The organism is uncultured Maricaulis sp. (assembly GCF_963976135.1).
In the GTDB taxonomy this organism is placed as follows: Bacteria; Pseudomonadota; Alphaproteobacteria; order Caulobacterales; family Maricaulaceae; genus Maricaulis.
On record NZ_CAXBKN010000083.1, the window covers coordinates 1 to 13,471 of the forward strand.

The 13,471-nt window shown below is 64.4% G+C and carries 15 protein-coding genes and 1 tRNA gene; 4 read left to right on the forward strand and 12 right to left on the reverse strand.

Annotated elements, in window-relative coordinates; genetic code table 11:
• Nucleotides 1–64: 64 nt before the first annotated feature.
• From AAC023_RS11160 to AAC023_RS11180, 5 genes are all read right to left on the reverse strand, one after another.
• Nucleotides 65–322, reverse strand: coding sequence for a hypothetical protein (locus AAC023_RS11160; RefSeq protein ID WP_339741229.1), 258 nt, complete (start codon nt 320–322; stop codon nt 65–67).
• Nucleotides 323–826: 504 nt separating this feature from the next.
• The gene (locus AAC023_RS11165) at nt 827–1,873 is read right to left on the reverse strand and encodes an NAD(P)-dependent alcohol dehydrogenase (RefSeq protein WP_339741231.1); all 1,047 of its coding nucleotides are present in this window, start codon (nt 1,871–1,873) and stop codon (nt 827–829) included.
• A gap of 70 nt (nt 1,874–1,943) precedes the next feature.
• A complete protein-coding gene (gene pgeF, locus AAC023_RS11170; protein WP_339741232.1) occupies nt 1,944–2,726 on the reverse strand; it encodes a peptidoglycan editing factor PgeF in 783 nt (260 codons plus the stop codon).
• Complete coding sequence (locus tag AAC023_RS11175; RefSeq protein WP_339741233.1) at nt 2,723–4,159, reverse strand: YdiU family protein; 1,437 nt, start codon at nt 4,157–4,159, stop codon at nt 2,723–2,725. Before AAC023_RS11175 ends, pgeF begins: the two co-directional genes overlap by 4 nt.
• Nucleotides 4,160–4,199: 40 nt before the next feature.
• Nucleotides 4,200–5,123 (reverse strand): alpha/beta hydrolase, encoded by a 924-nt coding sequence (locus AAC023_RS11180; protein WP_339741235.1) that lies wholly within the window; start codon nt 5,121–5,123, stop codon nt 4,200–4,202.
• Nucleotides 5,124–5,368: 245 nt separating this feature from the next.
• On the opposite strand from AAC023_RS11180, the gene AAC023_RS11185 reads away from it, so the two are divergent.
• Nucleotides 5,369–5,737: a VOC family protein gene (locus AAC023_RS11185; RefSeq protein ID WP_339741236.1), complete on the forward strand. Its 369-nt coding sequence runs from the start codon at nt 5,369–5,371 to the stop codon at nt 5,735–5,737.
• Nucleotides 5,738–5,782: 45 nt separating this feature from the next.
• On the opposite strand, the gene AAC023_RS11190 is transcribed toward AAC023_RS11185, so the two are convergent.
• From AAC023_RS11190 to AAC023_RS11210, 5 genes are all read right to left on the reverse strand, one after another.
• Nucleotides 5,783–6,007: a hypothetical protein gene (locus AAC023_RS11190; RefSeq protein ID WP_339741237.1), complete on the reverse strand. Its 225-nt coding sequence runs from the start codon at nt 6,005–6,007 to the stop codon at nt 5,783–5,785.
• Nucleotides 6,008–6,141: 134 nt separating this feature from the next.
• The gene (locus AAC023_RS11195) at nt 6,142–6,735 is read right to left on the reverse strand and encodes a DUF924 family protein (RefSeq protein WP_339741238.1); all 594 of its coding nucleotides are present in this window, start codon (nt 6,733–6,735) and stop codon (nt 6,142–6,144) included.
• Nucleotides 6,732–8,525 (reverse strand): long-chain-acyl-CoA synthetase, encoded by a 1,794-nt coding sequence (locus AAC023_RS11200; RefSeq protein WP_339741239.1) that lies wholly within the window; start codon nt 8,523–8,525, stop codon nt 6,732–6,734. The genes AAC023_RS11195 and AAC023_RS11200 overlap by 4 nt, the downstream gene beginning before the upstream one ends.
• A gap of 132 nt (nt 8,526–8,657) precedes the next feature.
• Nucleotides 8,658–9,539 (reverse strand): DUF417 family protein, encoded by an 882-nt coding sequence (locus AAC023_RS11205; protein ID WP_339741240.1) that lies wholly within the window; start codon nt 9,537–9,539, stop codon nt 8,658–8,660.
• A 98-nt stretch (nt 9,540–9,637) separates the two neighbouring features.
• Nucleotides 9,638–9,722, reverse strand: a tRNA-Leu gene (locus tag AAC023_RS11210).
• 125 nt (nt 9,723–9,847) lie between these two features.
• On the opposite strand from AAC023_RS11210, the gene AAC023_RS11215 reads away from it, so the two are divergent.
• From AAC023_RS11215 to AAC023_RS11225, 3 genes are all read left to right on the forward strand, one after another.
• Nucleotides 9,848–10,465: an exopolysaccharide biosynthesis protein gene (locus AAC023_RS11215; protein ID WP_339741241.1), complete on the forward strand. Its 618-nt coding sequence runs from the start codon at nt 9,848–9,850 to the stop codon at nt 10,463–10,465.
• Nucleotides 10,466–10,559: 94 nt separating this feature from the next.
• Nucleotides 10,560–11,054 carry a disulfide bond formation protein B gene (locus tag AAC023_RS11220; protein ID WP_339741242.1) on the forward strand — a complete coding sequence of 165 codons (495 nt, stop codon included), beginning with the start codon at nt 10,560–10,562 and terminating at the stop codon, nt 11,052–11,054.
• Nucleotides 11,051–11,659, forward strand: coding sequence for a demethoxyubiquinone hydroxylase family protein (locus AAC023_RS11225; RefSeq protein ID WP_339741243.1), 609 nt, complete (start codon nt 11,051–11,053; stop codon nt 11,657–11,659). The genes AAC023_RS11220 and AAC023_RS11225 overlap by 4 nt, the downstream gene beginning before the upstream one ends.
• Here AAC023_RS11225 and AAC023_RS11230 read toward each other — a convergent pair.
• Both AAC023_RS11230 and AAC023_RS11235 read right to left on the reverse strand, forming a co-directional pair.
• Complete coding sequence (locus AAC023_RS11230; RefSeq protein ID WP_339741244.1) at nt 11,656–13,116, reverse strand: HAMP domain-containing sensor histidine kinase; 1,461 nt, start codon at nt 13,114–13,116, stop codon at nt 11,656–11,658. The two genes, AAC023_RS11225 and AAC023_RS11230, sit on opposite strands and share 4 nt — an antisense overlap.
• 19 nt (nt 13,117–13,135) lie before the next feature.
• Nucleotides 13,136–13,471: VTT domain-containing protein (locus AAC023_RS11235; protein WP_339741245.1), on the reverse strand; the 336-nt coding region annotated here is incomplete at its 5' end.

The window sequence follows — 13,471 nt, forward strand, 5'->3', positions numbered from 1 at the left end:
CCTGTCACCAATTGCTTCGTGAAGCTTGCCGGCGATCGCGCCGTCCATTTTTGCGGACTGGCAATCAGGGCTTTTTGCGATCGGCACGATTGCGAAAGCCGACAATTGCCAGTGTGATCAGCACGGCCAGGACGGCCCATGCAATCGCAATGGCCACGCTCAAGGGCAACACCGTCGATAACAGGGACGGCCCGGTCCCTGTCAAAAATTCCAGATAGAGCGTGTATATGACGAGCGCAAGTTCGAGGGCACCCACCCCCCAAATGAAGATGGGTTGAAAAGTCCCGGTGAACCGCTTTTCGAATTCTCGCTGAATTTTCATAGCGATAGTGTTACCCTAACCGTTCAAGTCAAGGCAAGGGCGTCGACAATATTTCTGCCCGGCAAACCATTGAAAAGACGAGCGCCATATACGCCACGGCTTACATCCAACCCCGTGAGTTGGCATCAAGAACGCGTCATTCCCAAGCTCCAGGTCGCGCATTCACATCGCGCCGGGGCCACCATGCTTCCCGGCAAAGCCCGAAAGGGCGAAGGCGGCCCGCTGACGCGCAGCTTATCCACCCCAAGCAGTGGCGGACTATAATCAATGGATTTTCGCGCTCTTTGACATTGTTGGCCCCACCCCTATTTCCCCACCGTCAGCCGGGCGGCGGGGCGTTGTGACAGGCGCCCGGGACATGACAGCCCGTGACAGGTGACAGTCTGACTGTCACCCGCGCACGGCCTGCATCCCCCCGCGCTACAAAGCTAATCCGTGCGCCGTGACAGGATGGCAGACAGTGTATTTCAGTGACAGGGCAAATTCGGGCCCTCGCCCCAGCCCCTAGCCCAGCGTCGCCATATCCACGACAAAGCGATATTTCACATCGCCCTTGAGCATGCGCTCATAGGCATCATTGATGCCGTCCATCGGGATGATCTCGATGTCGGAGACGAGGCCGTGCTTGGCGCAGAAATCCAGCATCTCCTGGGTTTCCGCGATGCCGCCGATCAAGGAGCCGGCGATGGCGCGGCGGCGTCCGATCAGGCGGCCGACGGAGGGCGATGGATGCGCCACTTCGGGCACACCGACCATCACCATGGTGCCGTCGCGCTTGAGGCAGTCGAGGAAGGGATCGAGATTATGCGCCGCGGCGACGGTGTTGAGGATGAAGTCGAGCTGGCCGCGCATGGCTTTCATCTGGTCGCGATCCTTGGAGATCACGACTTCGCTGGCGCCGAGGCGCTTGGCGTCTTCCGCCTTGCCGGGCGAGGTCGTGAAGAGCACGACTTCAGCGCCCATCGCGGCGGCGATCTTGACGCCCATATGGCCCAGTCCGCCCAGACCGACGACACCGACGCGCTGGCCGGGGCCGACCTTCCAGTGGCTGAGCGGCGAATAGGTGGTGATGCCGGCGCACAGCAGCGGTGCCGCACCGGCCGGATCCATGCCCTCGGGCAGGCGCAGGACAAAATCCTCCTTCACCGTCATGCGCTGGGAATAGCCGCCGAAGGTGTGGGTCCCGTCCGCAAGGCGGCCATTATAGGTGCCGGTCATCCCGGTTTCGCAATATTGCTCCAGCCCGTCATCGCAGCTGGTGCAATGGCCGCAACTATCGACCATGCAACCGACGCCGACCTTGTCACCGGTCTTGAATTTGGAGACGCCGTCACCGACCGCCGTCACCGTGCCGATGATCTCGTGGCCGGGCACGCAGGGGTAAAGCGTATTGCCCCACTCGCCGCGCGCCTGGTGCAGATCGGAATGGCAAACGCCGCAATACGCGATCTCGATCAACACCTCACCCTGGCCCGGCTCACGGCGATCAAAACGGATCGGCGCCAGGGCGGCGTCGGGGGCAGAGGCGGCGTAACCGAGAGAAGCGGGCATGGGGGGATCCTTGTGGGTGGTTTGGTTCGTCAATCTAGGCGCTTGAGGCCGCGGGCGAAAGCACCGGCACTCACCGCAGCCCGATAATCCCCGCCTGGCCGCCGAACACGCCGCTTTGGCCGCGATGGTGGGCGCGGCGGGCGGAGAAGAGACGGGGCTCTTCGGCATAGGTGCACAGGTCCGAGCGCTCGATCTGACGCGCCGGGATGCCGGCAGCGATCAGCTGGCGGCGGCAGGCTTCGCCGACATCGAGCCGGGCGCCGCCCTCCTCGTCCGGCGAGATGAGGATGCCGGCAGTGTCGGCGAAGATGGCCTCGAACTGCGCCACGACTTCCGGGCCGACACGGTAATTGGCGGCCGAGATTGACGGGCCGATGGCGGCGATGAGATCGGCGGGACCGGTGCCGTATTCGCGCACCATGGCGGCGACGGTTTCGCCGGCGATATCGAGCACCGTGCTGCGCCAGCCGGAATGGATCGCGGCGACGGCGCGGCGTTTCGGATCGAACAGCAGGATCGGGGTGCAATCGGCGGTCTGGCAGACCAGGCCGATGCCGGGCCGGTCGGTGATCATCGCATCGGCCTCACCGGCGGCCTGATCGCCCCGGGGCGCCGCATCGACACGCACCACGGCATTGCCATGCACCTGGATCGCGAAGGCGAGATAATCCAGCCCCAGCGCCTGGCGCACGCGTGTCCGATTGGTCGCGACATGTTCGGCGCTGTCGCCGCGCGAGCGCGTCATGTTGAGCGAGGCGTAAGCGCCCTCGCTGACACCGCCGGCGCGGGTAGTGAAGGCGTGGACGAGATCATCGCGCACCAGCAGGGGCGCGGTGAGAAGATCAAGGCTCATGGCAAGAATCCGATGCGATCGCGGCCGAGATCATAGCCCTGGCGCGCCATTTCGATCTCGGCCAGCGCGGTGTCGAGCGCCGACCAGTCATCATCCTCGGCGATGCGGGCCCAGATCGCCTCGACGACATCGATCGTCATCGCGATCGGCTCGGCGCGCGCGAAATACGCATGTTGCAGCCGCTCCGGCCGCACCGGCTCGTGCTGCATGAAAAGCTCATGCCAGGCCTCGAAGGCCTCACCGGTATAGGCCGCACCGCGCGGGCCCTGCAGGGCGCGGGCCTGCGAGGCGGCGCCGCAGAACCAGTCGAAGATCGCCGCCTCCCAGGGCAGGCGGGTGGCGTGCATGAAGGCGAGGAAGGCGCGCAGCATGGCCTCGTCATTTTCGTCACCGTTTGAGGCGATGCCGAAGCGGGCGAGGAAAGCGTCCAGCAGGACCTGGCGGTAGAGCGCCGGGAAAGTGTTGAGCGCCGCCTCGAGGCTTTCGCGCTCGCCGGCCAGCGACAGGGCGCCGGCCAATTGCTGCAGCGCCCAGAACACCGCTTCGGGCTGGCGCGCATAGGCATAGAGCCCGCTCTCGTCGAAATAGGCGGCTGTGAAGCCGGGATCGTAATGCGGCAGGAAACGCCAGGGACCGTAATCGAAACTCTCGCCGGTCAGGTTGAGATTATCGGTATTGAGGACGCCATGGACGAAGCCGGCCGCCATCCAGCTCGCGGCGAGGCGGGCATTGGCGGCGACGACCGCTTCGAGCAGCGCCGCGGGCCGGTCTTCGCTGCCTTCGAGGGCGGGATAATATTCGGCGATGGCGTGATCGATCAGCGCGGTGATACGCTCCGGGCTTTGCTCATAGGCCTGGCGCTGGAACGTGCCGAAGCGCAGATGCGAATGCCCCAGCCGCGTCATGACGGCGGAGCGCGTCGGCGAGGGCTCGTCATGGCGCTGCAGCGGCTCGCCGGTCTCGAATACGGCGAAGAGTTTGGAGGTGTAGACGCCCAGCGCCTCGAGCATCTGGGCGGCGAGAATCTCGCGCACGGCGCCCTTCAAGGTCAGCCGGCCATCGCCGGAGCGCGACCAGGGCGTCTGGCCCGAGCCCTTGGTGGCGAGATCAAGCAGACGCCCCTGCCCGTCGCGCAATTGCGCAAACAGGAAGCCGCGGCCATCGCCGATCTGCGGGTTATAGCTGCGGAATTGATGCCCGTGATAACGCATCGCCAATGGCTCGGGGAGATTGTCCGGCAAGGCTTCAAAGCGCTGGAAATGCGCGATGCGGGCGTCCGCGTCGAGCGTCTCCAGCCCGGTCGCGCCGGCCCAGCGCCCATTCCAGAAACGCTCGATAGCGGCCGGAAAGGCGGCCGGCTGGACCGGGTCGGCGAAATCGGGGCCCAGGGCCATGAAGCGCGGATCGGGCGTGTAGGGCGTATTGTTCGACATGGTGACGAGCTAAGCACTTGCCGCGCAAAACGCAAATGCCTCAGTCGCGCAGCGCATCACCGAGCGCCAGCGCGGCCTTGTCGATCAGCGAGCGGGCACCGGGCAGAACCGCGGTCAGGTTGAAATAGCCGTGCGGCAGCGCCTTGCCGAGCTTGTAGTCCACAGGCACCCCGGCCGCGATCATACGGTCCCGGTAGGCCCGTCCCTCATCCATCAGCGGATCGAGCTCGGCCGCTGCGATATAGGCCGGCGGCAGACCGGCCAGATCATCCTCGAGCAGGGGCGATGCGCGCTTGTCGCTGGCGTCTTTTTCATCGGCGAAATAATAGCGCGCGATCTGATCCAGGGTGATCGCGGAGAAGATATGGCCTTCCAGCGCCTTGAGTTTGGACTTTCGGCGCTCGACCATTTGCAGCAGCGGATAGATCAGAAGCTGGAAGCGCAATTGCCTGCGCCGCGCCTGGGCCAGCATGGCTGCGAGCCCACCGCCGGCAGAATCGCCCGCCACCGCCAGCCGCGCCGGATCGGCACCGACAGCGGCCGCGCCCTCACCGGCCAGCCAGTCGAAGGCCGCGAGCACATCCTCAACGGCGGCCGGGAAAACATGTTCGGGCGAGAGCCGGTAATCAATGGCCAGCACGCGCACGCCGCCAATCGCGGCGAGGCGCCGGCACAGCGCGTCATGACTATCGAGATCGCCGATGACATAGCCGCCGCCATGGCAAAACAGCAGGCAGGGCGCCGGTGCCGTCGAGCCATTGGGGATATAGAGCCGGGCCGGGATCTCGCCGGCCGGCCCCGGAATTACCAGATCGCGCACCGCCTCGACCGGCGGCGGCGTGACATCGATATGCGGCGCGGCGTCGTGCAGGGCCTTGCGCATATGCGCCGCGGTACGGCCGGGCTCGAACGGGTCTTCGAGGCCGAATTTGTTCAGGGCGCGGGTCCAGGGAGAAGTGTCCATGGCGCTGGATTAGCATAGGCGGAAGCGGTCGCCTATCGCGCCATTTTGCCTCGGCAGGGGCTGGATTTGTTCGGCAATAGCGGAATGCCCGCCGCCCTCCGGCAGGCGATGCGGCCCGGCACATTCAACCGGCGATCGAGTGATCCGTGGCGGAAAGTCCTGCACAGGTCGAATTGAGCACTTTCTCGCCGGAGCGCTCCACAGCATATTGCTTGTGAATGCCCCGCAATCATCAAGGAGACCACATGTTCAAGGTCGCAAAAACTCAGCACGTTCTGGCCGTCAACAATTTCGCTGCGGCCGTGAAGTATTTTACGGAGAAGCTGGGCTTCACGTTGAATGACACGATTGGCGGCTGGTGTTTCCTGCAGCTGGATGATTTCCATCTGATGGTGGGAGATTGTCAGGGGGAAGTCCCCGCCAGAGAGACGAATAATCACGCCCTGTTCGCTTATGTGAATTGCGAGGGCATAGATGAACTCTACGACCAATACAGGAAAAATGGCGTCCGCTTTAATCAAACCATCTCTGACAAACCCTGGGGCTTGAGAGAATTCGGCGTTGAAACCCCCGAGGGACACCGGATCATGTTCGGGCAGACAATCCCGGCCTAGCGAGCCCGCGCGGGTCACATGATCGCATTGGCATGACGCAAGCCGCTAGTGGATCGAGAGCGAGCCCGTCCGGCCCAGGCGTCCGGCGAGCGCGTCTTCCATCACCGAGCGCAGGGCGCGCCAGGCATCAGCGCCCTCGACCTTGCCCTGGCCATCGAGATCGGTGACCGCCTCATCGGCATAACCGATCGCGTTCGGCCCGTGCAGATCGACCAGGGTCCAGGCAATCTGGCGGATGTCTTCGACGGTGATTTGGACGTGCGGGGGCATGATGGGGCTCTCCGGAGCATTGAGGTCTTGCCGGAATATCAGCAAGCCCGGGGCCACGCCGCGCCTGACACGCCTATAGCAATTTCAATGACTTGGAGAACGCAGCAAGAATCCCCCTGCGGTCAGGACTGCCCTCAGGTCTTTTTTGCCGAGTCGATCCGGCCCGGTGCATAGCCGCCCTGTTCGAGATAATCGATCTCTTCCGGCGTGCTGGTGCGCTGCAGGGCTTCATTGCGATACGGGAAACGGCCAAAGCGGCGAATGACGTCGCGATGTTTGACGGCGTGTTCGTGAGTGCCCTGACCGGCGAGCCGCTCGGCGGCCAGCGCGACACAATAATCCTGGTCGCCCAGGGCTTCCGAATGCATGAAAGGCATATAGACGAAGGCGCGATGCTCTTCGGCAATCGCCCAGTCGAAGCCACGCTCGATCATGGAGCGCGCGACCTGGCGGGCAAGCGCATCGAAGGCGAAGGCCTTGCCGGAACCGCGCCAGATATTGCGCGGGAATTGATCAAGCAGCAGGATCAGGGCCAGCGCGTCCTCTGCATCGCCCTGCCAGGGATGTTCGCCGGCGCGCAGCGCAGCCGCCTCGCGTTCGACGCAGGCAGCAAAACGCCGCCGCATCCGGGCATCGAAATCCGGCGAGACGCGATACCAGGCCGCCGGACCGGCCTCGTCAAACCAGAATGTGCGGATATCCGCTGCAGTGATCGCCGGGGCCGTCATACGCGCAACCGCCCGTCGACAATCTGCTCATAGAGCTCGCGCGTCAGCCGGACATATTTTCCAATCACCGGATGATCGACATAGAGCGGATCCTCGATCTGATCGGGATCGAAGCCCTCCTTGACGAGCTCGACCTTGCGCAGCTTGAACGTGCCTGTCGTGTCGGTCTGCTGTTGCAGGCGCAGAAAGAGCGGGCGCGCGAAGGCCGGCAGGGCATTGTGGATATGCTCGTGCAGGGCCTCAAGATCGACGACATGAGGCCCGGCGACCAATGCCGCCATCCCGGCCCGGCCCGCATGGCCCTGAACCTCGACGCCATAGACATTGGCCTGTTCGATACCGTCGAAATTGAGCGCCTCGGCCACCTCGCCGGTCGAGACATTCTCCGACTTCCAGCGATAGGTGTCGCCGACCCGGTCGACGAAATAATAATAGCCCAGCCGGTCGCGCGTCATCAGATCGCCGGTGCGGAACCAGGCATCGCCGGGTCTGAAGACATTGCGCAGGATCTTCTTCTCGGTGTCTTCCTCGCTGCCATAACCGTCAAAGCGGAAACGCGCATCTTCGGGATCAATACGTCCGATCGCCTCGCCCACCTCGTCGGGGGCACAGGGGACGCAATGGCCCTTGGCATCGCGCAGCGGCATTTCGGTCTCGAGGTCGAACTTGACCAGGTCGATATTGAAACGGCTGCGCAGATAGGCGGGCACGCGCCCAATGGCGCCGGGATGATTAGTGGCGTTGACCAGGCCGACATTGCCTTCAGTCGAGCCGTAGAATTCAACAATTTGCGGCAGTTTGAAACGCGCCTGGAATTGCTCCCAGACATCGCGGCGCATGCCATTGCCGATCGCACAGCGAAGCTGGTGGGCATGTTCCTCGGGCACTGCCGGTGAATTGACCAGGAAACGGCAAAGCTCGCCGACATACATGAAGAGAGTCGCGCCAAAGCGAACCGTATCGGGCCAGAAGGCGGAGGCAGAGAATTTCGGCCGGATTACCAGGGCACCGCCATAGGTGAGCGCGCAGCCGACGCCGCACAGTCCGCCGGTCGCGTGATAGAGCGGCAGGACCATCATCATGCGGTCCTGCTCGGTGCATTTCGCCGCGATGCCGAAAATATTGAGATAATACAGCGCCCGCACATGCGTCATCAGCGCTGCCTTGGGCAGGCCGGTCGTGCCGCTGGTGAACATTTTCAGCACCGGCTCTGAAGGCTTGACCGATGCCCGCACGGACGGATCAGGCCGCTGATCACTCTGGCGCTGCAGCGCCGCGTTGAAATCGCGCGAGCCGGCAAATTGGCCATCAACGCACCAGGCTTGTGCCTCGACACCGCCGCAGGCCTCGGCCGAGAGATAGGCTTCGGCCAGGGAGGCCTCGACGATGGAATGGCGGGTCTCGCCAATCGTCAGGCAATGGGCGAGCGACTTGCCCTGCAGCTGATTATTGATCAGCGAGGTCACCAGACCGACCTTGGACAGGCCAAACCAGACAGCGATATATTCCCAGCGATTGGACATGAAGAGGGCGACGGTCTCGCCGGGCTTCATGCCCTGTTCGAGGGCCCAGTGAGCGACCCGATTGGCATAGGCTTCGAACCGGGCATAGCTGACCTCACCCTCATCGGTGAGCGCCATCGGCCGGTCTGCGAAACGGTCGACGGTCTTTTCGATATGATCGGGCACGCGCAGGCCTGATGCCGGCCCGACCTTCTTGATCTGACCGAGGACGCGCAGCATCGCCGACATGAATTCGACTTCACGCGTTATCGCGGTGAATACTCCCATAGGCCAATTCTCCCGATTGGTTTTCGCCAGAGTATGTGCGTCCGGGTTACCGTCAAGCAAAGGGCGGCATCGCGCAGGTGTTGTGAACGAAGTTTCACAAGGTTACGGACAAAATCTGCGGCAAGCGGCGGCCTAGCGGTAGCGCCGCACCCGGGTCTCGGTGATGAAGGCGAAGCAGACCGCCAGCAGGGCCAGGTCCTTCAGCAGGAAATGGCCGCTGCGCGAGAGGGCTGGAAAACCACCGAGATCCGCGTCCCAGGCGCCGGGATAGGTGACCAGGAATGACAGCGTCAGCGCGAAGGTGATGACCGACATCACCAGCCCGATCCGGAACAGGCGCGGATTGAACCAATAGCCCAGCAAAGCCAGCGCAGTGAAGAGTTCGATCACCCCGATCAGGCCCGAGATCACCCGCTCGGGGATGAAGGCCTGCATCCAGGAAAACAGCGGACTGCTGGCAATCAGCGGCGCGATCCCGGCCGCTTCGGCGGCGGTGAATTTCATCAGGCCGATCCAGGCCAGCACGATGAAGAGTCCGCCCCACATCACCGGCAGGCTGAGCGCGCGGGTCTTGCTGGTCCGGTTGGAGAAGATGCGCGAATTGTCGAAACTGCCGGCCCACAGGGCCAGGCCGAGAATGGCGATATATTTCAGAATGCCCTGCCCCGACCCGATCGCCGGAAACCCGCCCTCGGCCTCGAGCCAGACGGGGTTGGTCAGCAGTGCTGTCGCCGCCAGGGCAGCGAATATCCCGAGGAGGACGAAGCCGATACGGCGGAAACTGCCGAGCGGCAGGGGTGCGCCGATCAGCACGGCCATCACGATCTGGTAAATCCCCAGCGCCCGGGCGGCCGAGGCGGCCTGGTCTTCGAGGCCGGACAGGAAGGCATGACCGGTGATCCACGTCCCGACAATGGTTTCGCCGACCGGGGTGAAGCCCATCGCACCGAACCAGAAAAAGATGACGGCAAGGCTCGCGCGGGCGAACAGCAAGGCATTGGTTGTGGATGGCACGAACCGGTCTCCTGATGGGCGCCCGGAAACGCTAGCACCGGTCCGCGCCGGTGGCGAGGGTGACGGCAGATTCGGGACGGAACCGGTCTGTCGAAAAATGGTGCCCCTGGCCAGACTCGAACTGGCACTCCGTGAGGAAACGGATTTTGAATCCGTCGCGTCTACCAGTTCCGCCACAGGGGCTAACCGTGGGAAATGCAGGAGGCGCAAGCTGACGATCCGCGCGCCCGCTGTCAACGGCCCAATGCGCTCGACCGGCAGCCCTCGTACAGCTAGGCTTGCGCGCGATTTTCGATCCAGGATGTCCGATGACCGAAACGACTGCCCCGCGCGGGCTGATTGGCGCCCTCGAACAGATTGCCGACGGCGCTGGCGAGGAGGGGATGAGCCTCGGTGAATTCGTTGATGCGCTGGGCGAACGCGCCTTCGGCATCATCCTGTTCGCGATGGCGCTGCCCGTCTCCATCCCATTCCTCTATGGCGTGCCGCAAGTGATGGCGCTGCCGATGATGGCATTGTCGGTGCAGATGGTGATGGGCCGGGGCGAACCCTGGCTGCCGGCGCGCTTCAAGGCCAGCCGGCTGGAAAAGCGCGGCCTGACGCGGATGGCACAGGGCGGACGCAAATGGTTTGGCTGGCTGGAAGCGCTGGCGCGGCCGCGGCTGACGGCATTGTCGGGCCCGACGGCGGAACGCCTTGTCGGCGGTATATTCGTGATTTTCTGCACCAGTATCCTGATCCCGCTGCCGGCGACCAATACCACGCCGGGGATTGCGCTGGCGATTGCGGCGCTTGGCCTGCTGACGCGCGATGGCCTGCTGGTGCTTGCCGGCCTGGTACTCGGCTTGGTCTGGATCGCGCTGCTGCTGGTTTTCGGACATGCGGTGATTGATGTCATCAAGACTTACCTGCAATCTGTCTTCTAGAATTCGTTTTCCTGTGTGCGCATTCGTCACGGTGCGAGCCCAATCAAGGTCGGTAATCATGCCCGAGATGAACCCTGTCCTGTCCCGTTTTCCCTTGACCCGATGGCCGCTCCTGCTCGCGGGCGGCTCGCTGTTGATGATGTTCGGCGCCTGGGGATTTCAATATATCGGCCATTACGACCCGTGCGCGCTGTGCTATGACCAGCGCCATATCCACATGGCCGTGATCGCGTTTGGCTTTGCCGTCGGTTTCGCGCTGATGATCAAGCCCGAACTCGCCCGCTTCGCGCCCTGGGCGCTGTTCGCGATGGCGGCCCTGCTGCTGTATTCGGCCGGTTTCGCCGGCTGGCATGCCGGGATCGAGAATGGCTGGTGGGACGGCCCGGCCAGCTGCACGGCCTCCGGCGGCGGCAGTATCAGTGCCGCCGATATCATGGCCGCGCTCAATGGCGAGCGCCCGGTCGTGCTGTGCGACGAGGCCGCCTGGCGCATGCTGGGCATTTCCATGGCCGGCTATAATGCGCTGATCTCTGCAGGGATGGCGGCGGTCGCAGCCTGGATTGGCTATCGCGGGCTGAAGGCATCATGACCGCCCGCCCCGCCAACAGCGCCGGCACGCCCGGCGAGATCATCCCCCAACCCGGCATCCCCCTGCCCGGCAAGCGCCGCGACCCCAAGCGGATCGAGCAAATGCTGCGCGTCGACCATGCCGGCGAATACGGAGCGGTGGCGATTTATGGTGGTCAGCGCGCGATCTACGGCAAGCTGCCGCACAAGGCCCGCATTGCCCGCCAGCTTGAGGAGATGGAAGCCGACGAACAGGCCCATCTCGACGCTTTCGACGCCCTGCTGGTCGAACACCGGGCCCGCCCGACCGCCCTGGGCCCGATCTGGAACATGGCCGGCCACGCGCTCGGCGCGGTGACAGCCCTGATGGGCGACAAGGCGGCGCATGCCTGCACCGAGGCGGTCGAGACCGTGATTGAACAGCATTATGCCGGCCAGATCACCGAGCTGCGCGCCATGGGCGAAGACGCACTCGCCGACCGGTTCGACCAGTTCCGCCTGGAAGAACTGGCCCATCGTGACCTCGCCGTCGAGGAAGGGGCCAAACAGGCCCCGGGCTATCCGCTCTTGTCCGGACTGATCCAGGCCGGTTGCCGGCTGGCGATCAAGGTGACCGAAAAAGTCTAGACCGGCAGCCGCACCGCAAACACCGTGCCCTCAGGGCCGGTCGCGACCAGTTCGATATCCCCGCCATGCGCCCGCGCCAGCTCGCGGGCAATCGACAGGCCGAGCCCGGTACCGCCGCGCTTGGTCGAGCCGGCGAAGGGACGGAACAGCTTGTCCTGCGCACGCGGCGGCAGGCCCGGCCCGGTATCGCGCACCTCAATGCGAAGGAGACCGGCCTCGCCGCTGGCGCTCACTTCGAGCACAGCCGGTGCATCACGGCCGGCCATCGCCTGGATCGCATTGCGGAACAAGTTGAGAAAAATGCGGTGCCCATGGTCGGGATCGGCCTGGATGACCTGGTCAGGTCCGGCAAGATTGCGCCAGTCAATCCCGGTCCCGCCCTCGATCAGCAGCGCATCATCGGCGGCCTCTTCGAGCAGATCGGCGAGGATCACACTCTGTCTCACGGGCGGGCTTTCCTCGGCGCGGCCGAATTCCAGCGTCGCCTCACACAGGCGCACGCCGCGATCAACCGCGCGAACCAGACGCTGGCCCATGCCGCGGACGCGTTCATCATTGTCGGTGGCCAGCCGGTCGGAGACGAGCTGGGCGCTGGCGAGCACATTGCGCAGATCATGATTGATGGTGGCGACCGCTTCGCCGAGCGCCGCGAGCCGCTCGCGCTGGTGCAGCGCCTGACGGATTTCCGTCTGCATCCGCGCCAGTTCTGTCTCGGCCTGGCCGATCTCATTGCGCGCGCCGCCGGGACGGATGGTGCGGGACGGATCATTGGGCCCGTCACGAAAGCGAATCATCGCCGTCGCCAGCCGCCGCATCGGGCGCACGAAGAGATAGAAGAGCGACAGATAGATGATCACCCCCACGCCCAGCGCGATCAGGACGGAATAAGCCAGATAGCGGCGCGAGAAATCAGCCAGCGCGGCCTTAAGCGGCGCTTCCGGGACGATGACATCGATCAATTCGTCCGGGCGTCCCATCGGCGTGGCGCGAATCCGCACGAAACGGCCGGGCCCGGCCGTCAGCGTCCCGACCGTGTCCCGCACATGCCCGACCCAGCCCGTAATGCGCACATCGCTTTCGACCAGCGGCCCGTCCATCGGGCCGGCATAGAGGACCAGCTCATTCATGCCATTGCGCACGCGCGACACCGCGACCGCGTCAGCGCCCGCCAGCAGCGCCCAGACCTCATCCTCTCCCAGCGCCCCGCCCGGGGCGACATCGGCGGCCAGCGCCGCGAGGTGAGCCGCCTCGGCCCGCCCCATCATCCATTGCAGGCGGTAAGCGGCCGAAGCGGGGAAATAGACCAGCACGACGCCGATCGCGATCAAACCGACAGTGAGCATCAGCAATTGCCCCGGCAGGCTCTCGATCAGCCCGCGGCAGAGCACGGCGACCGCTCCGCCCAGCCGGTTCAGGGGACTGCGGCGTGCGTCCGGAAGTGTGGGTGTCTCATCCATGGGTGGTTTGCCGCATATCCTAGCGCCCGTGCCGCGACAAGGTTTCGCGGCGCTGGCGGTGGACCCAGAGCCGGTGCCCGATCGCCACTGCGCTCATCAAGACCACCATCGCGACCGCGACCAGAAAGGAGGGACGTGTCAGGTCGGACAGGCCCGGCCGCACCCCGGCCTCGACCAATTCGCCCAGTCCGGCACCGAGATTGGCGTAAAGGATGATGGAGGGCAGCGATCCCAGCAGCGTGCCGGCGAAATAGGGCATGAATCGATGTCCGAGCAGGGCCGCAGCGAGATTGACCAGAAAGAAGGGCAGGGGCAGCACACGCAGCAGCATGACATAGGCAAATTCATTGCGCCG